This is a genomic window from Faecalibacterium sp. I2-3-92, from assembly GCF_023347315.1.
GTDB classification, from domain to species: domain Bacteria; phylum Bacillota; class Clostridia; order Oscillospirales; family Ruminococcaceae; genus Faecalibacterium; species Faecalibacterium duncaniae.
In genome coordinates, this window is record NZ_CP094470.1 from 1,227,234 (window position 1) to 1,251,273 (window position 24,040).

Sequence of the window (24,040 nt, forward strand, 5' to 3'; positions counted from 1 at the left end):
AAGTGGGAGGTGCAACAAACTTTAGTACACCAAAGCCCGCACTTCTTGTGCGGTTTGATGATGAGATGAAACGGATTCATCCTTCGCCCAAAATCGCTTTCAGGTCCTGCTCCGGTGTCGTGACGGCCATCAGATTGTACTTTTCCTGCAAAACGCGCACCACGCCCGGCGAGAGGAAGGCGGGCAGGGTAGGGCCGAGCCGGATGTTCTGGATGCCCAGCGCCAGCAGTGCGATGAGGATGCAGACGGCCTTCTGCTCGAACCAGCAGAGCACCAGCGAGAGCGGCAGGTCGTTGACGGTGCAGCCGAAGGCATCGGCCAGCGCCAGCGCAATCTGAATGGCGCTGTATGCGTCGTTGCACTGGCCCACATCGAGGATGCGGGGCAGGCCCGCCACGGTGCCGAGATCCAGGTCGTTCAGGCGGAATTTGCCGCAGGCCAGCGTCAGGATCACGGTGTCGGGCGGGGTGAGCTTGGCGAACTCGGTGTAGTAGCGGCGGGAAGGCCGGGTGCCGTCACAGCCGCCCACCAGGAAGAAATGGCGGATCTGCCCGCTTTTCACGGCCGCAACGATCTCATTGGCGTGGGAGAGCACAGCGCTCCGCGCAAAGCCGGTCACGACGCTGCGCCCGCCGTTGATGCCGGGCATGGCGGTGTCTTCCGGGTAGCCCCCTAGTTCCAGTGCTTTGGCAATGACGGGGGAGAAATCCCGCTCTGGCCCGATGTGCGGGACGCCGGGATAGGACACCACCGAGGTGGTGAACACCCGGTCGGCGTAGCTCTCCCGCAGGGGCATGATGCAGTTGGTGGTGAAGAGGATCGGGGCCGGGATGTCCTCAAACTCCCGCTGCTGGTTCTGCCAGGCTGTGCCGAAGTTGCCCTTCAGATGCGGGTACTTCTGCTTCAGCTCCGGGTAGCCGTGGGCGGGGAGCATTTCCGAGTGGGTGTAGACGTGGATGCCTTTGCCCGCCGTCTGCTCCAGCAGGCACTTCATGTCGTAGAGGTCGTGGCCGGAAATGACGATGAACGGCCCTTTCTCGATGACGAGCGGCACCTCCACCGGCTCCGGCTGGCCGAAGGCCCCGGTGTTAGCGGCGTCCAGCAGCTCCATGCAGCGGTAGCTGGCCTTGCCGGTCTTCTGTACCAGTGCCCAGAGGGCGTCGATGGAGCATTCGCTGCCAACGGCCTGCAATGCTTCGCAGAAGAAGCGGTCCAGCTCCGGGTCGATGCGGCCCAGCACCCGCGCATGGTAATTGTACGCTGCCATGCCGCGCAGGCTGAACAGGACGAACGATTTCAGACTGCGGATGTCCTCGTCCGGCTCGTGCCAGAGGTTTGCCATGTCGTAGTCGAACCCGATGCCGGGGCAGGCCGCATGGATGCTCTCGGTCAGCTGGTCCACGGTCTGCGGGTCGAAGTTCACGTTGGTGATGGTGGTGAACAGCCCTTCCATCAGCAGAAGTGCCTGTTCCGGGGCGGGGGCCCGCCCCTCGCCGATGAGCTGGCTGGCGTAGGAGATGAGTGCGCCGGTCAGGCGGTCCTGCGCCGCTGCCGTGTCCGCGCTTTTGCCGCAGACACCGGCCTTACCGGTACAGGCAGTGCAGTGCGCCGCCTGCTCGCATTGAAAACAAAACATCTGTTCGTCCATTTCAGAACCCTCTCTTCGCTTGATGTGGTCAGTATGGACGGGTTGGCGGGGCTTTATACAGGCCGCACGAAGGGCGTTTTCTCGGCGAGTATCCGAGGTGGGGCCCCGCTTGCAGGGCGGGCATGGAATGTCCGTTGACCCGCCGGGAAAAGCTCCCGGAGATGCGGCCAGCGAATAGATACAAAAAGAGCCGCGCTCTTGCGAACGCAGCTCTTGAAAATGCTTTGGAACAATTAGTAGGTGATGCCCTGTGCCATCATGGCGGTAGCCACCTTCAGGAAACCGGCGCAGTTTGCACCGACCATCAGGTTGCCCTCGGAACCAGCGGCAACGGAAGCGTCATAGGAAGCGTGGAAGATGCCCTCCATGATGCCCTTCAGCTTTGCATCGACCTCTTCGAAGGTCCAGCTCAGGCGCTCGGAGTTCTGGCTCATCTCCAGGCCGGAGGTGGCCACACCGCCGGCGTTGGCAGCCTTTGCGGGTCCGTACAGGACACCGTTGGACAGGTAGACCTCAATGGCCTCGGGCGTGCTGGGCATGTTTGCGCCCTCGCAGACAACGGTGCAGCCGTTCTTGACCAGAGCCTCAGCGGACTCCTTGTTGATCTCGTTCTGGGTCGCGCAGGGCAGGGCGATGTCGCAGGGGACAGTCCAGACCTTGGAGCAGTCGGCAACGTAGGTTACACCGGCGTGGGTCTCGGCATACTCCTTGATGCGGCCGCGGCGGACTTCCTTCAGCTCCTTGACGTAAGCCAGATCAATGCCGTTGGGGTCGTAGACGTAGCCGTTGGAATCGGACATGGTAACGACCTTTGCGCCCAGAGACTGAGCCTTCTGGCAGGCATAGATGGCAACATTGCCGGAACCGGAGATGACCACGGTCTTGCCCTCAAAGCTGTCGTTGCGCATACACTTCAGAGCCTCGGCGGTGAAGTAGCACAGGCCGTAGCCGGTGGCCTCGGTACGGGCCAGAGAGCCGCCGAAGGTCAGGCCCTTGCCGGTGAGCATACCGCCCTGGAAGCTGTTGGTCAGGCGCTTGTACTGGCCGAACATGTAGCCAACCTCGCGGCCGCCGACACCGATATCACCGGCGGGGCAGTCCACGAACTGGCCGATGTGGCGGTACAGCTCGGTCATAAAGCTCTGGCAGAAACGCATGACTTCCATGTCGCTCTTGCCATGGGGGTCAAAGTCAGAGCCGCCCTTGCCGCCGCCCATGGGCAGGGTGGTCAGGCTGTTCTTGAAGGTCTGCTCAAAGCCCAGGAACTTCAGGATGCCCTGGTTGACAGAGGGATGGAAGCGCAGACCGCCCTTGTAGGGGCCGATGGCGCTGTTGAACTGGACGCGGTAGCCGCGGTTCACCTGGACCTTGCCCTGATCATCGACCCAGGGCACACGGAAGGTGATGATGCGCTCGGGCTCGACCAGACGCTCGATCAGGCCAGCCTTCTCGTACTCGGGATGCTTCTCCACCACGGGCTGGATGCTCTCCAGCACCTCGCGGACAGCCTGCAGGAACTCAGGCTCATTGGCATTGCGCTGTGCAAGGCCATCGTAAACGCGCTTCAGGTATTCATTCGTCAGCATAATAGAATACTCCTTTTCCCATTATTTACACTCGCTCTGCCCACTATCACAGAGCGCTTTATCATTATAAAGCTTTGTGCAGCGATTTACAATAGAGGAAATCGGAAAATGTTTCAGTGAAGCCAAAATAAAAATGAATCCGCTTCACAGCGTCAGTGCCCGGCGGCGCTGGGGATCTCCTGCAATTCAAAGCGATATTCCTGCGCGGCATCGGGGTATTTTGCCCTGTCCACGGGGCTGAGGAACATGGCAAGGGGCCGCAGCCAGAGCCCGCCGTCCCCGTAGAGCTTACGGTAGACCACAAAGGGCTCCCCCGTTTCGGAATCGTTGGCAACGGCCTCTACCAGATAAAAGTCGCCCTTGAAGTGCCGGTACACCCGGCCGATCTTGAGTTCGTTCGGCATTTGCGTTCTCCTTTACATTCCAGCCAAAATGGCATTCACGGCAGTCACAAAGGGCTCCATATCCTCAAACAGGACTTCAACGATGATGCTCCAGTTGATACCGTCGTAGTCATGCACCAGCCGGTGGCGCAGCCCGGCGACCATATTCCAGGGCTGCTCCGGATAAGAGGCCTTGAACTCCGGACTGAGCTGGTAGACCTGTTCTCCGATGTTATAGAGCGGGGTCGTGACGGCCCACTGGGAAAACTCGTCCTCGAGCAGAAGCTCCGGCGTAATGCCGCGCTTGTGCATCTCGGCTTTCAGGCTTTCCCATGTGGCAACGATCTTTTTCAGGCGCTCCTTGTCCGATCTCTTCATGCGATCTTGACCCCCTCCCGCATGATGCTTTCATAGAAGGGAGTGCCGGTGTTGACCTCCCGGATCTCAAAGGCATCCACGTCCTTCTGGGTGCGCTGGCGCAGCTCCTCCCCAAAAGCAAAGATGTCCCTTGGCCGGAAGTTGGCACCGCCCACCACGATCACATCGATATCCGAAGCGGCAGTGGCTTCTCCCCGGGCGTAGGAGCCGAACAGCAGGGCATACTCGGCGTGATATTTGTGCAGCAGCTCCCGGATGACCTGCTCGATCTCAGTGCGGGAAAGCGTGTTCATGCGGACACCTCCAATCGGAAATTCTCTACCAATATTGTACCATAGAATGCCGGAAATGCAAACAAAAATCCCCCGCAGGCGGCTGGCGCTGGCGGGGGACAGGCGCATGATTTACTTCTTCAGCAGCTTCTCGCAGGCATCGGCGGCACCCTCAAGGTACTGGCCGGGGTAGGCCTCGATCATGCCGGCATCGGAGCAGGCAGCCAGCTGGGGGTCGATGGGGCACTTGGCCAGCACGGGCAGGCCGTGCTTTGCAGCCACCTCATCCACATGGCTCTCGCCGAACACGCTGATCTTCTTGCCGCAGTCGGGGCAGACGATGTAGCTCATGTTCTCCACGATGCCCAGCATGGGCACCTTCATCATCTCGGCCATGTTCACGGCCTTGGCCACGATCATGCTGACCAGCTCCTGGGGGCTGGCAACGACCACGATGCCGTCCACGGGCAGGCTCTGGAACACGGTCAGGGGCACGTCGCCGGTTCCCGGAGGCATGTCCACGAACAGGAAGTCCACGTCCTTCCAGACCACATCGGTCCAGAACTGCTTGACCGCACCGGCGATCACGGGGCCGCGCCACACAACGGGGTCCTCCTCGTTCTCGACCAGCAGGTTGATGCTCATCACATCAATGCCCATCCGGCTCTGGATGGGCCAGCAGCCTTTTTCATCGGCCATGGCACGGCCATGGATGCCGAACAGCTTGGGGATGGACGGGCCGGTGATGTCGGCATCCAGGATGCCGCAGTGGTAGCCACGGCGGGCCATGGCGCAGGCCAGCAGGGCACTGGTCATGCTCTTGCCGACACCGCCTTTGCCCGAAACAACGCCGATGACCTTTTTCACGCTGCTGTTGGGGTTGGGGGCATCGTGTTCAGGTGCGGCGGTGCGGGAAGAACATGCTGCCCCGCAGGTGGAACAGTCATGGGTACATTCTTCGCTCATACTCTAACCTTTTCTCCTTTATCTTAATTAGACAGATCGTCTTGACCAACCCATATCATACCATAAAACCGGGTGGGAAACAACCCACAGGGGCGCTCATCTTCACAAGAGTGCATATTGCTCGGGAAAGACCGCATACACTGAACCGAACGCCTGTGCGGGGGAAGGAGGAATACCATGGGGCAGAGCTACCTGAAAAACGCCGCCCTCCTGACCGGGGCGGATGTCCTGCTGCGGCTGGCCGGGATGGGCCTGCGCATCTATCTGGCCAACGCCCTGGGCGGCGAGGGGATGGGGCTGTACCAGCTGGTGCTGGCGGTCTACGCGCTCTTTGTCACGCTGGCAACGGCGGGGGTCTCGGTGGCGGCCACCCGGCTGATGGCTGAGGAACTGGCCCGGGGCCGGGCACAGGCGCGGGGGATGCTGGTGCGTCTGGCGGGCACGGGGCTGCTGCTGGGCGCGGCGGCCATGGCGGCGCAGTACGGGCTGGCCGGGGCCGCTGCCCGGTGGTGGCTGGGAGATGTGCGGGCGGCGGGCGCACTGCGGGTATCGGCCTTCGGGATGCCATGGATGGCCCTCTCGGCTGTGCTGCGGGGGTTCTTTATCGCCCGGCGGCGGGTGGAGCCCAACGTGCTGAGCCAGCTGGTGGAGCAGAGCGTGCGCATCGGGATCATCTGGTACGCGCTGGAATGGGGGAACGCGCCGGACGTGAGCGCCCGCTGCACGGCGGTGCTGGCCGCCACGGCGGTGAGCGAAGCGGTGTCGGCCTGCATCCTGCTGCTGTTTTACCGTGGGGAGGCGGTGCGTGCGTTCGGCGCAGAAAAGGCCCGACGGCCTGCCGACCCTGCCCGGCGGCTCTGGGAGATCCTGTGGCCGGTGGAGGGCGGGCGGTGCCTTGCCAGCGCCCTGCACACGGCGGAGAACATGCTGGTGCCCGCCTGCCTGACGGTCTGCCTGCTGGATGCCGGGGGCCGCAGTGCCGCGGTGGCCCAGTACGGCAGCCTGAAGGGGATGGCCCTGCCTCTGCTCACCTTTCCCTTTGGGCTGCTGGGGAGCCTTTCGGTGCTGCTGATGCCTGAGATCACCCAGGCCCACATCCGGGGCGAACGCGCCCGGCTGGGCTGCCTGCTGGACCGGATGCTCCGGCTGACGGGCTGCTTCTCGGCGCTGGCGGGGGCGCTGTTCTGGGTGTGGGGCGAGCCGCTGGCCCTGCTGCTCTACCACAGCCAGGAGGCCGGGTTCTATCTGCGGGTGCTGGGCCCGGCCATGCCGCTGATGTATCTGGAGAGCATGGTGGACGGTGCCATGAAGGGGATGGGGGAGCAGAAGGCTGTGTTCCGGTACAGCCTGTGGGACGCGGTGCTCCGCATTGCGGGGGTGCTGCTCCTCCTGCCCAGATGGGGGATGAAGGGCTTTTTGTGGGTGATCCTGCTGTCCAGTGCCTATACCTGCCAGATGAATACGGCCCGTCTGCTGCACGTCAGCGGGCTGCAGCCCAGGCTCTGGCGGTGGCTGGGGGCTCCGGCGCTGGCGGCACTGGTCTCAGCGGGGGCGGGCGAGGGCCTGCGCGCTTTGCTGGCGGGGTGGCTGGGCAGCGGGAGCACGCCCACCCGGCTGGCGGCGCTCTGCGCGGGCGGCTTTGGCATGGCGGCAGTCTGCCTTGCCGTGCAGTGGCCGCTGGGGCTGGGCGAAGAGGTGCGGGCCATCCTGCGGACAGAAAAATCCCGCAGGGAGCGGCAGAAAAGCCCGGAGAATCGGAATTGTTCTGGACACAGGGGGGAGAATTGAGTATAATACAATGGATATTATGGCGGAACAGGCGCATGGGGCTTTGGCCCCTGTGGCCGGCAACGCCGGGAAAAACGGGTGCGGACAGATCCCGCCCCGATGTAAAAGAGGATTTTTGTGAAGAAAACAGAGAAGCTTGTGCCGCAGGTGCTGCTGCGCCGGATGATCCTGGTGCTGCTGGACGCGGCCATCGTGATATTCAGCTTTTACTTTGCCCTGCTGCTCCGGGCCGACGGCGCGGTGGAGGCCAGCTGGTGGCCCCACAACCGTGCCCTGCTCTACCAGAACCTGCCCTGGATCGTGGCGCTCTACCTGCTCAGCTTTCTGGCGGGCGGGCTGTACCATGTGCTCTGGAAGTATGCCGGGGAGCGTGACCTCATCCGTCTGGGCGGCATGATCGCCGTGCCCACGGGGGTGGTCTATTTCGTGAACCATTTCTGTGTCCACGGCGTGCTGTTCGATTCTGCCAACGCCATGGCCGCTGTCCTCATCTTCCTGCTGGTGGGGGGCAGCCGTCTGGCATGGCGGCTCTTCCTGAACCATCCCATCGGCGAGCGGCTGCGGGGCGTGCCCAACAAGGATCCCAACCGCCCCGTGATGATCGTGGGCGCGGGCGAGGCCGGTGCCTGGGCCATCAATGTCTGCAAATCCAACAGCAGCTACGGCCACCCCGTTGTGGCGGTGGACGATGACCTGGTCAAGCAGGGACAGACCATCCACGGCGTGCCGGTCAAGGGCACGCTGGAGCAGATCCCCCAGCTCTGCACCCAGTACAACATCCACAACATCATCATTGCCATCCCCACCCTGCGGGGCAGCAGGCTGAACCATGTCATCGACCTCTGCGTTTCCACCCACTGCCCGGTGCAGATCCTGAGCGATCCCCAGCTGGTGGGCAGCAACGGCCCCCAGCAGGGTGCGTTCCGTGAGCTGAACACCGCCGATTTCCTCTCCCGTGATGAGGTCACGCTGGACAACGAGAAGATCTCCGGCTACCTCACCGGCAAGACCGTGCTGGTGACGGGCGGCGGCGGCTCCATTGGCAGTGAGCTCTGCCGCCAGGTGATGCGCTTCCGGCCCGGCAAGCTGCTGATCTTTGATATCTACGAGAACTGCGCCTACGAGCTGCTGATGGAACTGCAGCAGAAGTACGGCCGCGATATCCCCGTGACCGTGCTGATCGGCTCCATTCGGGATAAAAAGCGGCTGGATGAGGTATTTGAGACCTACCACCCCACCGTGGTGTTCCATGCAGCGGCCCACAAGCATGTGCCGCTGATGGAGATCAGCCCCGCCGAGGCCGTGAAGAACAATGTGCTGGGCACCAAGAACCTGCTCACCAGCGCCAGCGAGCACGACGTGGAGCGGTTCGTCCAGCTTTCCACCGACAAGGCGGTCAATCCCACCAGCGTGATGGGCTGCACCAAGCGGATCTGTGAGATGCTCATCCAGACCTTTGCGGGCAACACCGACATGAAGTGCGTGGCGGTCCGCTTTGGCAATGTGCTGGGCAGCCACGGCAGCGTGATCCCGCTGTTCGAGGCCCAGATCAAGAAGGGCGGCCCCGTCACCCTGACCGACCCCAACATCGAGCGCTACTTTATGACCATTCCCGAGGCGGCCCAGCTGGTGCTGCAGGCGGGCGCGCTGGCCGAGGGCGGCAGCATCTATGTGCTGGACATGGGCGAGCCGGTCAAGATCATGGATCTGGCCAAGCAGCTCATCCGCTTTTACGGCTACGAGCCGGGCGTGAATATGGAGATCAAGATCGTGGGCCTGCGCCCGGGCGAGAAGCTCTACGAGGAGCTGATGATGGACGAGGAGCAGGGCAAGATGCGCCGCACCGAGCACAACAAGATCTTTGTGGCATCGCCCCGGGACATCGACCTGGCCGTGTTCTACCAGCAGCTGCAGGATCTTGCCGCTGCCGCCCAGCACAATGACGAGGGCGTGGTGGATCAGCTGGAAAAGATGATCCCCACCTTTACCCCCACCCGGAAAAATCTAAAGGTGTAAACTCCTTCCGTCATCGCTGGCGCGATGCCACCTCCCTCAGGGAGGGAGGCTTTGCCGTGCGGTCAGGCTCCCTCTCCGAGGGAGCTGTCTGCGAAGCAGACTGAGGGAGTAAACTACGTTCGCAACTGCGGCTCCAAAGCCGTATGCGCTATAAAAACGAGAGGGAAGTATATTATGGAAAAGAGACCGTTTCTGACCGAAGAGCAGGCCCAGGAGATCATCCAGGACGTGCCCACCCCGTTCCACGTCTACGACGAAAAGGGCATCCGTGAGAACGCCCGCCGCATCAACAAGGCCTTCAGCTGGAACAAGGGCTTCCGGGAGTATTTTGCCGTCAAGGCGCTGCCCAACCCCATCATCCTGCAGATCCTGAAGGAAGAGGGCTGCGGCGTGGACTGCTCCTCCCTGACCGAGCTGATGCTGAGCGAGGCCTGCGGCTTTACCGGCAGCGATATCATGTTCTCCTCCAACCAGACCCCCGTGGAGGACATGAAGAAGGCATACGAGCTGGGCGCATACATCAACCTGGACGATGCCACCATGGTGGACTTCCTGGACCGTGTGGCCGGGATCCCCGAGAACATCTTCTGCCGCTACAACCCGGGCGGGACCTTCCAGCTGGGCGAGAGCGAGGAAGGCTTCCAGGTCATGGACAAGCCCGGCGATGCCAAGTACGGCATGACCGAGGAGCAGATGATCGACAGCTACAAGAAGCTGATGGCAAAGGGTGCAAAGAACTTTGGCATCCATGCCTTCCTGGCCTCCAACACCATCTCCGATGCCTATTACCCCGAGCTGGCAGGCATCCTGTTCCAGCTGGCAGTCCGTGTGCAGAAGGCCACCGGTGCCCACATCGGCTACATCAACCTGTCCGGCGGCGTGGGCATCCCCTACCGCCCCGACCAGACCGAGAACGACATCATGGCCATCGGTGAGGGCGTGCGCCGGAAGTTTGAGGAGATCCTTGTGCCCGCAGGGATGGGCGATGTGGCCATCTTCACCGAGATGGGCCGCTTTACCACCGGCCCCTACGGTGCGCTGGTGGCAACTGCCATCCACGAAAAGCACATCTACAAGGAGTACATCGGTCTGGATGCCTGCGCTGCCAACCTGATGCGCCCCGCCATGTACGGCGCTTACCACCACATCACCGTGCTGGGCAAGGAGAACGCCCCCTGCGACCACAAGTACGATGTGGTCGGCGGCCTGTGCGAGAACAACGACAAGTTCGCCATTGACCGGATGCTGCCCAAGATCGACATCGGTGACCTGATCTACATCCACGACACCGGTGCCCACGGCTCCGCCATGGGCTACAACTACAACGGCAAGCTCCGCAGCGCCGAGGTCCTGCTCTGCGAGGACGGCTCTCACCGCCTCATCCGCCGCGCCGAGACCCCCCGTGATTACTTTGCAACGCTGGACTTCCTGCCTGCCATGAAGCCCCTGTTCGAGGGCTACGACGACTGAGGCCCCCTGAAAACCTGCGAGGTGTGAGATGTTTTTTGGATTCCAGCTTACCTGCGGCCTGATGATGGTCTTTTACGGCTACTCGGTGATGAAGAATCCCCGTGTGTGGGGAGATCAGGGCCGTCAGGCAGTCAAGGCGGAGAATTTCCCGGAATACTGCCGCCAGAACGGCCTGTTCTTCCTGAAGGCGGGCCTGATCATGGCGCTCATCGGCGCGCTGGACGCACTGGTGAGCCTTTCCGGCGCGCTCTACGTCCTGCTGTATCTGTTCGGGCTGGCGTTCTCGTTCTATCCGCTGGTCAGATGGTGCCGCGAAAACGAGGGCTTCTCCTGGCCCTGGCCCCATGTGGAAAGCGAGAAGAAGCGGATCAAAAAGCTGCGCAGGGAGCAGGAACAGGAGCAGCAGAGCGGCTCTGAGAAAAAATAAGAGAGAACCGGAACGCGGCGCTCTCCCTGAAGAAGGGAGGGCGCTGCTTTTGTCTGCTGAAGTTTCGACCCTTGACAGCCGGAGCCGCAGAACCTATAATGAAACCACGATGACCCCTCTTGAAACACATTTGGAGGTACAAAACCATGATCAACTATCCCAAGAATTATGCTCCTCTGGCTGAAGAGGAAATGGAGTACACCAGCGGCGGCCTGTCCATCAACTGGATGGCACTGGGCTCCACCGTTATGGGCCTGGCCACCAGCATGCTGGCCTACCTGAATGTTTCCAACATTGCCGGTGTGGCGGTCCAGCTGCAGAAGAAGGACCCCGAGAAGTACCCTGAGCCGGAAGGCACCATCAACGGCAACCTCATCATCGATTCCACCCTGACCTATTTCTCCAGCGTGGCTGGCATCGGCATGGGCCTGCTGAACATCGCTGCGGGCGTGGGCACCGTCTATCTGGGCATGAAGTCCGGTTCTTAAAAATTAGCACTGGACATTTGAGCCAAAACGTGGTATAATTCATCCTGCATTCGCGGGCATCGTACATCGGCTAGTATATCAGCCTTCCAAGCTGAGGAGGTGGGTTCGATTCCCATTGCCCGCTCCATGCAGAAAAGGCGCTGATTCGTTCAGAATCGGCGCTTTTTGTTTTGCCTGTAATCCACTTGACAATGGCAGCCTGATCCGCTATACTGAATATAGGATAAAACCACTATTTAATGGAGGCGGCGGCGTGCAGGAATACGAGATCGAATTTTATGACAAAGCCGATGGCTCCGAACCGGCGAAAGAGTTTATTCTGGCTCTGGATGCGAAAATGCGGGCTAAGGTCGTGCGCACGGTCGGGCTTCTCCGGGAGGAAGGGCCTTCACTGCGGGAGCCGTACTCCAAGCATCTGGAGGATGGCATTTTTGAGATCCGCACCAAGTTCGGCTCCGACATTACCCGTGTGCTGTACTTTTTTGTGATCGGCAGAAGGATCATCCTTACGAACGGCTTTGTCAAAAAGACGCAGAAGACACCTGCTTCCGAGATCGCACTTGCAAAGCAGTACCGTGCCGATTATCTCAGCCGAAAGGAGTGCTCCAAATGACCAATTTCAATGATTTTCTCAACGAACAGATGAAAGACCCTGAGTTTAAGGCAGAGTGGGATGCCCTTGACCCCGAATTTGCTGTGATCGAGGCGATCCTTGCCGCCCGGAAGAAAAGCGGACTGACCCAGCAGCAGCTTTCCGAGCGCACCGGCATTGCCCAGACAGACATCAGCAAGCTGGAGCGCGGCAACGGAAATCCTTCGCTTCGCACCCTGCAGCGGCTGGCTGCCGGTATGGGGATGCGGGTCAAGATCGAATTTGTTCCGGCAAAGTGAACCTCCAAGCAGATGGCCTGCGGGCTGTCTGCTTTTTTGATGGGGAGAGGTCATTCACACTTTACCTGTTTACTTTGAAGCGATTTTATAGTAAAATAAGATGAATAAATCAGGGGCAGGGGAAACTCCGGCCTGATGAGAGAAATGATTTAGGTGGTGTATTGATATGGCATTGAAATATCAGCGGATCCTTCTGAAGATCAGCGGCGAGGCCCTGGGCGGCGAAAAGGGAACCGGCTTTGACGAGCCGACCATGGACGCGATCTGCGGCGGCGTGAAAAAGGCCCACGACCTGGGCGTGCAGATCGGCATCGTGGTGGGCGGCGGCAACTTCTGGCGCGGCCGTTCCAGCGGTAAGATGGAGCGCACCCTGGCCGACAAGATCGGAATGCTGGCGACCGTGATGAACGCGCTGGCCGTCTCCGACAAGCTGGAGCAGCTGGGCGTGGAGACCGAGGTGTTCACCTCCATCACCATGCCGCAGGTGGCCCCCGCCTTTACCCGCAAGGATGCCCTGAAGGCCATGGCAGACGGCAAGATCGCCATCTTCGGCGGCGGCACCGGCAACCCCTTCTTCTCCACCGATACCACCACGGCCCTGCGTGCTGTTGAGGTGAGTGCGGACATCATGTTCAAGGCCACCATGGTGGACGGCGTATATGACAAGGACCCCCACAAGTACCCCGATGCCAAAAAGTACGACACCTTGACCTTTACCAAGGTGCTGGAGGATCGCCTGGCTGTGATGGACGGCACTGCCGCCACCCTCTGCCGCGACAACAAACTCCCCATCCTGGTTTTTGACCTGGCCGACCCGGACAACATTGCAAAGGCCGTGCAGGGCGAGAATGTGGGCACCCTGGTCTACGAGGGCTGAGCATAGCCCGCATCCCCGTACCATAGAATGGAACAGGCAGCAATCACAGCGCCTGTGCAGAACAATATATAACAGGAGAAAAGGACAATGAGCAGCAACACCAAGGCATTTGAAGAAAAGATGAAGAGCTCCGTGGAGCATCTGGACCGCGAGCTGGCCGCTGTGCGTGCAGGCCGCGCCAACCCCGCCGTTCTGGACAAGGTGAGCGTGGACTACTACGGTGCCCCCACTCCCATCCAGCAGGTGGCCTCTGTGGCCGTGAGCGAGGCCCGCACCCTGACCATCACCCCCTGGGACCGCACCCTGCTGCGCGCCATCAGCAAGGCCATCATGGCCAGCGATGTGGGCATTACCCCCATTGATGACGGCTCCACCATCCGCCTGAACTTCCCGGCTCCCACCGAGGAGCGCCGCAAGCAGCTGGCAAAGGAAGTTGCCAAGCTGGGCGAGGAGGCCAAGGTGGCCGTGCGCAATGTCCGCCGTGACGCTATGGACAAGGCCAAGGCCATGAAGAAGGCCGGTGAGCTGACCGAGGACACCCAGAAGACCATGGAAGAAGAGGTCCAGAAGCTGACCGACAAGTATATCAAGAACATCGACGCAGCCGTTGAGGAAAAGCAGAAGGAGATCATGTCCGTCTGATCGCCGCGGTGAAACGAAATGTGTGAGGTGCCGTGCGCTGGAACGAGTGCGCGGCACTTTTTGCCGAAACCGGGGCAGGGAACCCCCGCCCCGCAAACGCAGGAGAATGATTATGAACCATCCCAAAGAATTTGCCGAGGGCCTTTCCATCGGCATCATCATGGACGGCAACGGCCGCTGGGCCAAGCAGCGGGGCCTGCCCCGCACCGCGGGCCACAAAAAGGGTGCCGCCGTGTTTCAGGATATCGCCAACTACTGCGAGGAGCTGGGCGTTTCGTCCGTGACCTTCTACGCCTTCTCCACTGAGAACTGGAAGCGCCCGCTGGAAGAGGTCTCTGCCATTATGAAGCTGTTCGGCGAGTATCTGCTCAAGGGCTTCAACTATAAGGACCGCAACATCCGCATCAAGTTCCTGGGCGACCGGGCCGCGCTGGATGCAAAGCTCCAGAAGCTGATGAACGAGCTGGAGGAGGACTCTGCCGCCAAGACCGGCATGACCCTGAACATTGCCGTGAACTACGGCGGCCGCCCCGAGATCGTGCGGGCCGCCCGGCAGCTGGCCCAGCAGGTGGCAGAGGGCACCCTCAAGCCCGAGGACATCACCGAAGAGATGATGAGCGACCACATGTATACCGCCGGCCAGAAGGACCCGGATTTCATCCTGCGTCCCTCGGGCGAGAAGCGCCTTTCCAACTTCATGCTCTGGCAGGCCGCCTACGCCGAACTGGTGGAGATGGATGTGCTCTGGCCTGATTTCACCCGTGATGACCTGGATGCCGCCATCACGGAGTTCAACAAGCGCTCCCGCCGGTTTGGCGGCATCTGACCCTTGCAATTCCCAAAAGGAGAAATTTGAATGAAAACTCGTATCATAACCGCAATTGTGGGCATCCTCGTCCTGATCGGGGTGCTGTTCACCTTTGACACGCTGGTGTTCAATTTTGTCATTGCCGCCATCACCCTGATCGCCATCCACGAGGTCTTCAAGGCCCTGGGCTTCGGCAGAAAGGAATGGCCCATGTACGCCGTGTTCGTGCCCTACACCCTGCTGATCATGCTGTCCAGCTATCAGGTGTGGCGGCGGCTGGTCATGCCGGCCTCCTTTTTGATGGTGCTGTTCTTCGGCATCTATCTGGTGGTGCGCAATGCACAGGTGGATTTTGCAAAAGCCAGCGGTCTGGTGATGTTTTCCGGCATCGTGATCTTCTGCTTCTACTCCTTTATCCGTTTGAAGGAGCTGCTGCCGGTGGAGACCTACGGCTATGACGCGATGTTCTTTATTCTGCTCATCCTCTGCTTTGCCTGGGGCGGCGATACCTGCGCCTACTTTGCAGGCAGAGCCTTTGGCAAGCACAAACTCTGCCCCGTGGTCAGCCCCAAAAAGACCGTGGAGGGAGCCATTGGCGGCGTGCTGGGCACCATGGTGTTCGGCGTGATCGCCACCGTGATTTACTCCATTGCGGCCAACCGGATGGAGGCGTTCACCCGCACCAACATCGGCGTTTCGATGTACGTGATCATTGCCCTGCTGGCCTGCGTGGCCGCTGTGCTGGGCATCTACGGCGACCTGTTCGCCAGCGTGGTCAAGCGCCAGTGCGGCATCAAGGATTATGGCACCATCTTCCCGGGCCACGGCGGCATTCTGGACCGCTTCGACAGCGTCATGTTCATTGCGCCGTTCGTCACCATGGTGGTCATCGCTGTTTTCTATCACTGAATGCAGGAGGTAGCTTATGTCTAAAAAAATCACGCTGCTGGGTTCTACCGGTTCCATCGGCACCCAGAGCCTGGATGTCATCCGTGCCCAGGGGTATGAGGTGTTCGGCCTTTCCGCCCACAGCCATGTGGAGAAGATCCTGGAGCAGATCGAGGAGTTCCACCCCCGGTATGTCTGCATGACTGACCCCGATGCCGCCGCCCGGCTGGACGCAGCGCTGGCGGGCCGTGCCAACGCCCCCCGGCTGCTGACCGGCCCCGAGGGCCTGAAGGAGCTGGCCGCCATGGACGGCCCCGATGTGGTGCTGAACAGTGTGGTGGGCATCGCCGGTCTGGGTGCCAGCCTGACCGCCATTGAGAGCGGCCACGATCTGGCCCTTGCCAACAAGGAGAGCCTTGTCACGGGCGGTCACCTGGTGACCCAGGCCGTGGCAAAGCACGGCGTGAAGCTGCTGCCTGTGGACAGCGAGCACTCCGCCATCTTCCAGTGCCTGCAGGACAAGGAGAGCGCCAAGAGCCTGACCAAGATCCTGCTCACGGCCTCCGGCGGCCCCTTCTTCGGCATGAAGACCGAGGAGCTGCGGGGCAAGACCAAGGCCGATGCCCTCAAGCATCCCAACTGGAACATGGGTGCCAAGATCACCATCGACTCCGCCACCCTGATGAACAAGGGCCTGGAGCTGATCGAGGCGGTCTGGCTGTTCGGCCTGCCCCCCGAGAAGATCCAGATCGTGGTGCAGCGCCAGAGCATTGTCCACTCTGCCGTGCAGTACAGCGATAACTCCATCATCGCCCAGCTGGGCGTGCCCGATATGCGCATCCCCATCCAGTACGCCCTGACCTACCCGGCCCGTGTGCCCGGTGTGGTGCCTGAGCTGGACTTTACCACCCTGAAGCTGCTGACCTTCGATGTGGCCGACGAGGAGACCTTCCGCTGCCTGGCTGCCTGCAAGAAGGCCATCAAGAAGGGCGGTCTGGGCCCCTGCGCCGCCAACGGTGCCAACGAGGAGGCAGTCAAGCTCTTCCTCGAGGATAAGATCGGCTTCCTCGATATCGGCCGACTGGTGGAGGCTGTTGTGGACAGCGACAGCTTTGGCGGCGATTACACCCTGGCCGATGTGTATGAGTGCGACAAGATGGCCCGCGCCTTTGTGAGAGCGCACCTGTAAGGAGAACTGATGTCTTTTATTGTCACCTTTATTGCTGCGGTGTTCGTGTTCAGCGCCGTGATCGCCATCCATGAGTTCGGCCACTTCATGGTGGCAAAGCTCTGCGGTGTGCAGGTCAACGAGTTCTCCATCGGCATGGGGCCGGTGCTGTGCAAGCGGGTGCGCAAGGGCACCCAGTACAGCATCCGCGCCCTGCCTGTGGGCGGCTTTGTGGCGCTGGAAGGGGAGGAAAGCCCCGAGAGCAGGCAGGCGGAGGAACGGTCAAACCCCTCAGCCGCCGATGGCGGCAGCTCCCCTGATAGGGGAGCCCTTGGCATAGCGGAGACTTCCCCCGAGGAGGAAAAGCCTGCTGGTATTCCTCTGAATGAGGCCCCTGTCTGGCAGCGGGCCCTCATCATGCTGGCGGGTGCCGGGATGAACTTTGTGTTGGGCTTTGTGGTCATGGCCATCCTCATCACGGCCCAGAGCGAACCCATCACCAGCAAGGTCCTCTATCAGGTGGAGGAAAACGCCCTCTGCGGCCAGACCGGCCTGCAGGCAGGGGATAAGATCCTTGCGGTGAACGGCCGCCGCTGCTTTGTGGCAAACGATATCCTCTATGAGCTGATGCGCACGGAGGACTACACCGCCGATTTCACCGTTCTGCGGGACGGCAAAAAGGTGGAGCTGCCCGGTGTGCAGTTCGACACCTGGCAGGATGACAAGGGCGAGACCCACATGAGCCTGGGCTTTACGGTCTACGGCATCAAAAAAACACCGCTGAACGTGCTGAAAGAGGCGGGCAACAGTGTGCTCTACTACGGGCGCATCATCTTTGCCTCCCTCTCCGACCTGCTGCGGGGGCGGGAGAGCATCAACGATCTCTCCGGCCCGGTGGGCATCGTAACGGCCATCGGGCAGGCCGCCAGCTACGGCTGGCAGGACCTGCTGGAGATGCTGGCGCTCATCACCGTGAATGTGGGCATCTTCAACCTGCTGCCCTTCCCGGCGCTGGACGGCGGCAAAGTGGTGTTCCTGCTCATTGAGGGCGTGACCGGCCATGCCGTGCCCGAAAAGATCCAGAGCGGCCTGATCGTGGCAGCCTTTGCGCTGCTGTTCGGGCTGATGATTTTTGCAACTTACAACGATATCCTCCGGCTCATTACCGGGGCAATGTGATACGGAAAGGAAAACGACCATGCGGCAGCTGAAACGAGAAGTGAAAATCGGCAATGTGACCATTGGCGGCAACAACCCCATTGCGGTGCAGACCATGCTGAATGTCCCCGTGGAGGACATCGAGGGCAACGTTGCCCAGGCAAAGCGCTGTGAGGCGGCGGGCTGCCAGATCCTGCGTGTGACCTGCCCCAGCGCGGCGGATGCCAAGTGCATCGAGGCCGTGAAGAACGCAGTGAACATCCCCATCGTGGCGGATATCCACTTTGACTACAAGGCAGCGCTGGCCTGCGCCGACGTTGGTGTGGACAAGATCCGCATCAACCCCGGCAACATCGGCGATGACGACCGGGTCAAGGCCGTGGTGCAGGCCTGCCAGCAGAAGAACATCCCCATCCGCATCGGCGTGAACGGCGGCAGCCTGGAAAAGCACATCCTGGCAAAGTACGGCGCGCCCGTGCCCGAGGCTATGGTGGAAAGCGCCCTGTACCATGTCCGCCTGCTGGAGAAGTTCGATTTCAACAACATCGTCATCTCCATCAAGAACTCCAACGTGCCCCGCATGATGGAGGCCTACCGCCAGCTGAGCGCCGTGACCGATTACCCCCTGCATGTGGGCGTGACCGAGGCCGGTACTTACCAGATGGGTCTGCTCAAGAGCGGCATGGGCATTGGCGGGATGCTGCTGGAGGGCATCGGCGATACCATCCGCGTCTCGCTGGCCGCCGAGCCCGAGAAGGAAGTGGAAGCAGGCTACAACATCCTGCGCGCCGTGGGCTTCCCCGTGGCTGGCCCCGAGGTCATCACCTGTCCCACCTGCGGCCGCACCCAGTACCCCTGCACCGAGATCGCCAACGAGGTGGAAAAGCGCCTGCAGGGCTATAAGAAATCCATCAAGGTGGCCGTGATGGGTTGCGTGGTCAACGGCCCCGGCGAGGCCCGCGAAGCCGATATCGGCATTGCAGGCGGCAAGGGCGAGGCTGTCCTCTTCATCCACGGCCAGCCCATCAAGAAGCTGACCGGCGATAATATCCTCGACCAGTTCATGGAGGAGATCTATAAGATCTGAGAGACAACCCTCTCAGTCTCGCTGCGCTCGACAGCTCCCCCAAAGGGGGAGCTAACGCATCTGCAAGGGGAACGGGTGCTGACGGCTAAACCTCTCCGTCATCATCGCTTCGCTCGATGCCACCTCCCCTAGTAGGGGAGGCCTTGGCATAGGGCTCATTTTTCGCAATGATCGCCTATCGGCTCCAAAATGCACTCCTGCCGCAAGGATAAAGCTTTGCGCCAGCAGGGCAAACAGGAGCGAAGCGCCAGACCACGAAAACGTGACGGCCTGCCAAGGGCTCCCCTACTAGGGGAGCTGCCGAGCGTCAGCGACGGCTGAGAGGTTTAACCCCGTCAGCACCCCCTAAAGGTCATGCTGCAATTGCCTCTCCCTTTGGGAGAGGTGGCATCCCGCAGGGATGACGGAGAGGGCGCAGACGAAGCGCCTGAGAGGTTCAGAAATAACATCAAAAGGAGTAACCCATCGTGACACCACTTGTATCTCAGCTATGGCCGCAGTTCATGGCGGACCCGGATTTCGCGGCCAGTTTCGGGCGCGTGATCGTGGAACATGCCCGGATGCTGCGGCAGGAGCGGCAGGTCGTTTTTACCCTGCGCAGTGCCGCCCCGCTGGACAAGTGGCTGTGCGCCCGGTTGCTGGCCTCCCTGCAGCCGGATTATGAGGGCTTTGAACTGAAGATCGACAACCTCTTTGGCTATGCCACGCTGGACGAAGCCGCCCTGCGGGAGCTGATGGAGGAGATGAAGCGGGACGGCATCCCCATCAACGGTTTTCTGGACCGGTGCCGGATCACCATCACCGGCCAGAACATCACGGTGGGGGTCTGCCACGGCACCAAGTTTTTGCAGGAGATGGAGTTTGAGCGCCTGCTGGCGGACCGCGTTGCCGCCCACACCGGTGTCAGGCCCAAAGTCACCCTGACAAGCGCGGTGGGCGAGGCCGAACAGCGCCAGATGGAGGAAAAGCTGGAGCGCAAGATCGCCCCGCCGGTGGTCAAGTTCGAGAAAAAGAACACCGCCCCCTCCATCAAGGTGGAGGGCCTTGACCTGACCGACAAGCCCGTGACCATTTTCCACGGCAAGATGTTCACCCCCAAGAACCTCACTCCCATCAAGGACCTGGGCGGCGAGGGCGGCAAGTGCGTGATCTGGGGCGACGTGTTCTTTACCGAGGTCAAGGGCAACTACCGCAAGATCTACACGGTGTCCATCACCGATTACACCGGCTCCATCAACCTGAAGATCCGCGCGCAGGAAGGGGAGGACTGCTCCAAGTGGGAGAACATCGCCAAGGGCACCACTCTGCTGGTGCGCGGCGACTGCACCTACGACAAGTACGAGCATGACTACATCGTCTACCCCTACGATGTCCTGTTCGTGGAGCGGAAAAAGCGGGAGGACAACGCCCCGGAAAAGCGGGTGGAGCTTCACCTGCATACCAAGCTGTCCAGCATGGATGCCTTCTGCGACCCGGGCGGCATCGTCAAGCTGGCCCACCGGATGGGCCATCCTGCCATTGCCATCACCGACCACGGTGTCTGTCAGGGCTACCCGGAGGCCATGCTGGCCACTGACGAGATCCACAAGAGCGACCCGGATTTCAAGCTGATCTACGGCTGCGAGGCCTACTTTGTGGATGATATGGTGCCCTGCGTCTACGGCGTGAAGGACCAGCCGCTGGACGGTGAGTTCTGCGTGTTCGACACCGAGACCACCGGCCTGGACCCCGGCGTGGAGTACCTGACCGAGATCGGCGCGGTGATCGTGCGGAACGGGGAAGTGGTGGAGGAGTTCGACACCTTTGTCAAGCCGGGCAAGCCCATCACCCCCAAGATCACCGAGCTGACCGGCATCACCAACGAGATGGTGGCCGATGCCCCCGGGGAAAAGGAAGCGCTGGAAGCCTTTCTCCGGTTCGCGGATGGCCGCATCCTGGTGGCCCACAATGCCCATGCGTTCGATATCCGCTTCCTGAAAGCCGCCGCCAAGCGCAGCGGCATTTCCTTTGAGCCGACCTATATCGACACCCTGACCATGGCGCAGGCCATGTACCCGGGCCTGCACAACTACAAGCAGGGGACCATCAACAAGCATCTGGAGCTGCCCGACTACGAGGCCCACCGCGCCTGTGAGGACTCCGCCGCGCTGGGCCGCATCTTCTGCGTCATGCTCAGTGACCTTGCCGAGAAAGAGGTCACCACCGTGGAGGGCATCAACACGGGTCTGGGCGGCAACCGGGAGGTGCTGAAAAAGAAGTACTTCCACCTCATCATTCTGGTCAAGAACCAGATGGGCCTGAAGAACCTGTACAAGATCGTGAGCGAGGCCCACGTCAACTACTTCTTCAAGAAGCCCCGTGTGCCCCGCAGCCTGCTGAACAAGTACCGCGACGGCCTGATCCTGACCAGCGCCTGCGAGGCGGGCGAGCTTTACCGTGCCGTTGTGGAGGGGCGCTCCTACGAGGAATTGAAGAAGATCGCCTCCTACTACGACGTGCTGGAGATCCAGCCCCTGGGCAACAACGAGTATATGGTGCGGGACGGCAAGGTGGAGAGCGAGGAAGTCATCAAGGACTTCAACCGCACCATCATCCGGCTGGGCGAGGACCTGCACAAACCGGTCATCGCCACCGGCGACGTGCACTTTACCGAGCCGGAGGATGCCATCTACCGCACGGTACTGCAGGCGGGCAACGGCTTCAAGGATGCGGACACCCAGCCCCCGCTGTTCTACCGCACCACTGAGGATATGCTGAAGCAGTTCAGCTACCTGCCCAAGGAAAAGGCCTACGAGATCGTGGTGACCAACCCCCGCAAGATCGCGGCCACCATTGACAACAACGTGCGGGCCATCCCGCGCGGCACCTACCCGCCCAGCATCGAGGGTGCGGAGCAGCAGCTGCGCGATGCCACCTGGGAACACGCCAGACGGGATTACGGCGACCCCCTGCCCAAGATCGTGGAGGACCGCCTGAAAAAGGAGCTGGACTCCATCTGCGGCCATGGCTACGCTGTTCTGTACGTCATTGCCGTCAAGCTGGTGGCCTACTCCAACGCGGGCGGCTATCAGGTGGGCAGCCGTGGCTCGGTGGGCTCCTCTGCTGTGGCCCACTTCTCCGGCATTTCGGAGGTCAACAGTCTGCCGCCTCACTACCGCTGCCCCAAGTGCAAGTACAGCGAGTTCATCACCGACGGCAGCGTGGACGACGGCTTTGACCTGCCCGATAAGGACTGCCCCCACTGCGGTACCCGGATGCTGGTGGACGGCCACGACATCCCCTTTGAGACCTTCCTGGGCTTCTACGGCGACAAGGAGCCTGATATCGACCTGAACTTCTCGGGCGAGTATCAGTCCAACGTCCACCGCTACACCGAGGAGCTGTTCGGCAAGGCCAATGTGTTCAAGGCGGGCACGGTGTCCGGCATTCAGGACAAGACCGCCTACGGCTACGTCAAAAAGTATCTGGAAGCCCGCGGCAAAACCGTCAACCACGCCGAGGAGAACCGCCTGACCCTGGGCTGCACCGGTGTCAAGCGCACCACCGGCCAGCACCCCGGCGGCATGGTCGTTGTGCCCGACACCTACGAGATCTACGATTTCTGCCCCATCCAGCACCCGGCGGATGATGTGGCGGGCGGTCTGCTCACAACGCATTTCGAGTTCAAGTACCTCCACGACACCCTGCTCAAGCTGGACGAGCTGGGCCACGATATGCCCACCTTCTACAAGTATTTTGAGGAGTACACCGGCATCCCCGTGGACAGCATCCCCATGAACGACCCCCGGGTGTACAGCCTGCTCACCAGCCCGGAGGAGCTGGGCGTGACCCCGGAGCAGATCGACAGCCAGACCGGCACCTTCGGCATCCCGGAAATGGGCACCAACTTCGTGCGCGGAATGCTGGTGGAGGCCCGGCCCCGGAACTTCTCAGAGCTGATCCAGATCTCGGGCCTGTCCCACGGCACCGATGTCTGGACCGGCAACGCCGACGAGCTGATCCGCAGCGGCACCTGCACCATCGCGGAGGTCATCGGCTGCCGTGACAGCATCATGCTCTACCTGCTGCGCAAGGGGCTGGAGCCCAAGATGGCCTTTGATATCATGGAGGCGGTCCGTAAGGGCAAGGTGGCCAAGGGCGGCTTCAAGCCCGGCTGGGAAGAAGCCATGCGGGAGCACGAGGTGCCGGACTGGTACATCGAGTCCTGCCGCAAGATCAAGTATATGTTCCCCAAGGCCCACGCTGTGGCCTACCTGATGAGCGCCATCCGGCTGATGTGGTTCAAGCTCTACCGCCCGGCAGAGTTCTACGCCGTTTACTTCACCGTGCGCGGCGATGATATCGACTATGAGGCCGCTGTGGGCGGTGCGGCTGTGGCCCGCGCCCACATGGAGGCGGTGAAGCGCCGCCTGAAAGAGGAGAAGAACGCCAAGGACGAGGACGTGCTGGTCAGCCTGCAGCTGGTCAACGAGATGCTGTCCCGCGGGTATGCGTTCCTGCCCATCGAGCTGGGCAAGAGCCGCGGCAACAAGTATATCGTGGAGGATGGCAAGGTGCGCCTGCCCTTCTGTGCCCTGAAAGGCGTGGGCGGCACTGCCGCTGCCTCGCTGGAGCGTGCCACCATCGACGGGCAGGAGTATATCTCCGTGGAGGAGCTCCAGCAGGCCACCGGCGTGACCAGCGCCGTGCTGGAAAGCCTGCGCACCGCCGGTGTGCTGGCAGACCTGCCCGAAAGCAGCCAGGTGAGCTTCTTCTGACCCCTTGACTTTTTGGGGGAAGGCAGGCTCCGAATCGTTCATCAAGTGCAACAAAAAATCCCCTGCCGGATCATTGGCAGGGGATTTTTGAGTTGTGTGGTGCAGCAGGTGGTATTAAACCTCTCCGTCATCATCGCTTCGCTCGATGCCACCTCCCCTAGTAGGGGAGGCCTTGGCATAAGGTTCATTTTTCGCAATGATCGCCTGTCGGCTCCAAAACCGGCATCTGCCGCAAGGGTAAGACTTTGCGCCAGCAGGGCAAACAGGAGCGAAGCGCCAACCCCCGAAAACGCGATGGCCTGCCAAGGGCTCCCCTACTAGGGAAGCTGGCGCGGAGCGCCT

The 24,040-nt window shown here is 61.2% G+C and carries 21 protein-coding genes and 1 tRNA gene; 16 read left to right on the plus strand and 6 right to left on the minus strand.

Annotated features, from left to right (window positions below):
- Window positions 1–76 precede the first annotated feature (76 nt).
- The 6 genes from hcp to MTP42_RS06080 all read right to left on the minus strand — a co-directional run bounded on the left by hcp (window position 77) and on the right by MTP42_RS06080 (window position 5,233).
- On the minus strand, window positions 77–1,648 hold the full coding sequence (hcp, locus tag MTP42_RS06055; RefSeq protein ID WP_249258190.1) for a hydroxylamine reductase: 1,572 nt from the start codon (window positions 1,646–1,648) through the stop codon (window positions 77–79).
- Window positions 1,649–1,881: 233 nt separating this feature from the next.
- Complete coding sequence (gene gdhA, locus MTP42_RS06060; protein ID WP_097772279.1) at window positions 1,882–3,234, minus strand: NADP-specific glutamate dehydrogenase; 1,353 nt, start codon at window positions 3,232–3,234, stop codon at window positions 1,882–1,884.
- A 152-nt stretch (window positions 3,235–3,386) separates the two neighbouring features.
- Complete coding sequence (locus tag MTP42_RS06065) at window positions 3,387–3,638, minus strand: DUF1653 domain-containing protein (RefSeq protein WP_005933896.1); 252 nt, start codon at window positions 3,636–3,638, stop codon at window positions 3,387–3,389.
- 12 nt (window positions 3,639–3,650) lie between these two features.
- Complete coding sequence (locus MTP42_RS06070) at window positions 3,651–3,995, minus strand: HepT-like ribonuclease domain-containing protein (RefSeq protein ID WP_098922632.1); 345 nt, start codon at window positions 3,993–3,995, stop codon at window positions 3,651–3,653.
- On the minus strand, window positions 3,992–4,288 hold the full coding sequence (locus MTP42_RS06075; protein ID WP_098922630.1) for a nucleotidyltransferase family protein: 297 nt from the start codon (window positions 4,286–4,288) through the stop codon (window positions 3,992–3,994). Before MTP42_RS06075 ends, MTP42_RS06070 begins: the two co-directional genes overlap by 4 nt.
- A 111-nt stretch (window positions 4,289–4,399) precedes the next feature.
- Window positions 4,400–5,233, minus strand: coding sequence for an Mrp/NBP35 family ATP-binding protein (locus MTP42_RS06080; RefSeq protein WP_154276326.1), 834 nt, complete (start codon window positions 5,231–5,233; stop codon window positions 4,400–4,402).
- Window positions 5,234–5,410: 177 nt separating this feature from the next.
- Between MTP42_RS06080 and MTP42_RS06085 the strand changes: the two genes are divergently transcribed.
- From MTP42_RS06085 to MTP42_RS06160, 16 genes are all read left to right on the plus strand, one after another.
- Window positions 5,411–7,021, plus strand: coding sequence for a putative polysaccharide biosynthesis protein (locus MTP42_RS06085; RefSeq protein ID WP_249258191.1), 1,611 nt, complete (start codon window positions 5,411–5,413; stop codon window positions 7,019–7,021).
- Window positions 7,022–7,138: 117 nt separating this feature from the next.
- The gene (locus tag MTP42_RS06090) at window positions 7,139–9,037 is read left to right on the plus strand and encodes a polysaccharide biosynthesis protein (RefSeq protein ID WP_097770727.1); all 1,899 of its coding nucleotides are present in this window, start codon (window positions 7,139–7,141) and stop codon (window positions 9,035–9,037) included.
- 174 nt (window positions 9,038–9,211) lie between these two features.
- A complete protein-coding gene (locus MTP42_RS06095; RefSeq protein WP_035394396.1) occupies window positions 9,212–10,507 on the plus strand; it encodes a diaminopimelate decarboxylase family protein in 1,296 nt (431 codons plus the stop codon).
- 28 nt (window positions 10,508–10,535) lie between these two features.
- A complete protein-coding gene (locus MTP42_RS06100) occupies window positions 10,536–10,934 on the plus strand; it encodes a hypothetical protein (protein ID WP_249258192.1) in 399 nt (132 codons plus the stop codon).
- A gap of 146 nt (window positions 10,935–11,080) precedes the next feature.
- Entirely contained in the window at window positions 11,081–11,422 is a 342-nt protein-coding gene (locus MTP42_RS06105) for a hypothetical protein (protein ID WP_005933882.1), read from the plus strand.
- A 52-nt stretch (window positions 11,423–11,474) separates the two neighbouring features.
- A tRNA-Gly gene (locus MTP42_RS06110) sits at window positions 11,475–11,549 on the plus strand.
- 126 nt (window positions 11,550–11,675) lie between these two features.
- Window positions 11,676–12,035, plus strand: a complete 360-nt coding sequence (locus MTP42_RS06115; protein WP_156057749.1) for a type II toxin-antitoxin system RelE/ParE family toxin — start codon at window positions 11,676–11,678, stop codon at window positions 12,033–12,035.
- Window positions 12,032–12,313, plus strand: a complete 282-nt coding sequence (locus MTP42_RS06120; RefSeq protein ID WP_098922624.1) for a helix-turn-helix domain-containing protein — start codon at window positions 12,032–12,034, stop codon at window positions 12,311–12,313. The genes MTP42_RS06115 and MTP42_RS06120 overlap by 4 nt, the downstream gene beginning before the upstream one ends.
- A gap of 166 nt (window positions 12,314–12,479) precedes the next feature.
- The gene (pyrH, locus tag MTP42_RS06125) at window positions 12,480–13,190 is read left to right on the plus strand and encodes a UMP kinase (RefSeq protein WP_005933880.1); all 711 of its coding nucleotides are present in this window, start codon (window positions 12,480–12,482) and stop codon (window positions 13,188–13,190) included.
- A gap of 87 nt (window positions 13,191–13,277) precedes the next feature.
- Window positions 13,278–13,832, plus strand: a complete 555-nt coding sequence (gene frr, locus MTP42_RS06130) for a ribosome recycling factor (RefSeq protein WP_005933879.1) — start codon at window positions 13,278–13,280, stop codon at window positions 13,830–13,832.
- Window positions 13,833–13,944: 112 nt separating this feature from the next.
- A complete protein-coding gene (gene uppS, locus MTP42_RS06135) occupies window positions 13,945–14,658 on the plus strand; it encodes a polyprenyl diphosphate synthase (RefSeq protein WP_035394393.1) in 714 nt (237 codons plus the stop codon).
- Between the two features lie 30 nt (window positions 14,659–14,688).
- Window positions 14,689–15,549: a phosphatidate cytidylyltransferase gene (locus tag MTP42_RS06140; protein WP_005933875.1), complete on the plus strand. Its 861-nt coding sequence runs from the start codon at window positions 14,689–14,691 to the stop codon at window positions 15,547–15,549.
- Window positions 15,550–15,565: 16 nt separating this feature from the next.
- Complete coding sequence (gene dxr, locus MTP42_RS06145; protein WP_099357205.1) at window positions 15,566–16,717, plus strand: 1-deoxy-D-xylulose-5-phosphate reductoisomerase; 1,152 nt, start codon at window positions 15,566–15,568, stop codon at window positions 16,715–16,717.
- Window positions 16,718–16,726: 9 nt separating this feature from the next.
- Window positions 16,727–17,875 carry a M50 family metallopeptidase gene (locus tag MTP42_RS06150; protein WP_249258193.1) on the plus strand — a complete coding sequence of 383 codons (1,149 nt, stop codon included), beginning with the start codon at window positions 16,727–16,729 and terminating at the stop codon, window positions 17,873–17,875.
- Window positions 17,876–17,894: 19 nt separating this feature from the next.
- Window positions 17,895–18,941: a flavodoxin-dependent (E)-4-hydroxy-3-methylbut-2-enyl-diphosphate synthase gene (gene ispG, locus MTP42_RS06155; RefSeq protein ID WP_005933865.1), complete on the plus strand. Its 1,047-nt coding sequence runs from the start codon at window positions 17,895–17,897 to the stop codon at window positions 18,939–18,941.
- A gap of 503 nt (window positions 18,942–19,444) precedes the next feature.
- Window positions 19,445–23,698: a PolC-type DNA polymerase III gene (locus MTP42_RS06160; protein WP_442899464.1), complete on the plus strand. Its 4,254-nt coding sequence runs from the start codon at window positions 19,445–19,447 to the stop codon at window positions 23,696–23,698.
- Window positions 23,699–24,040: the final 342 nt, after the last annotated feature.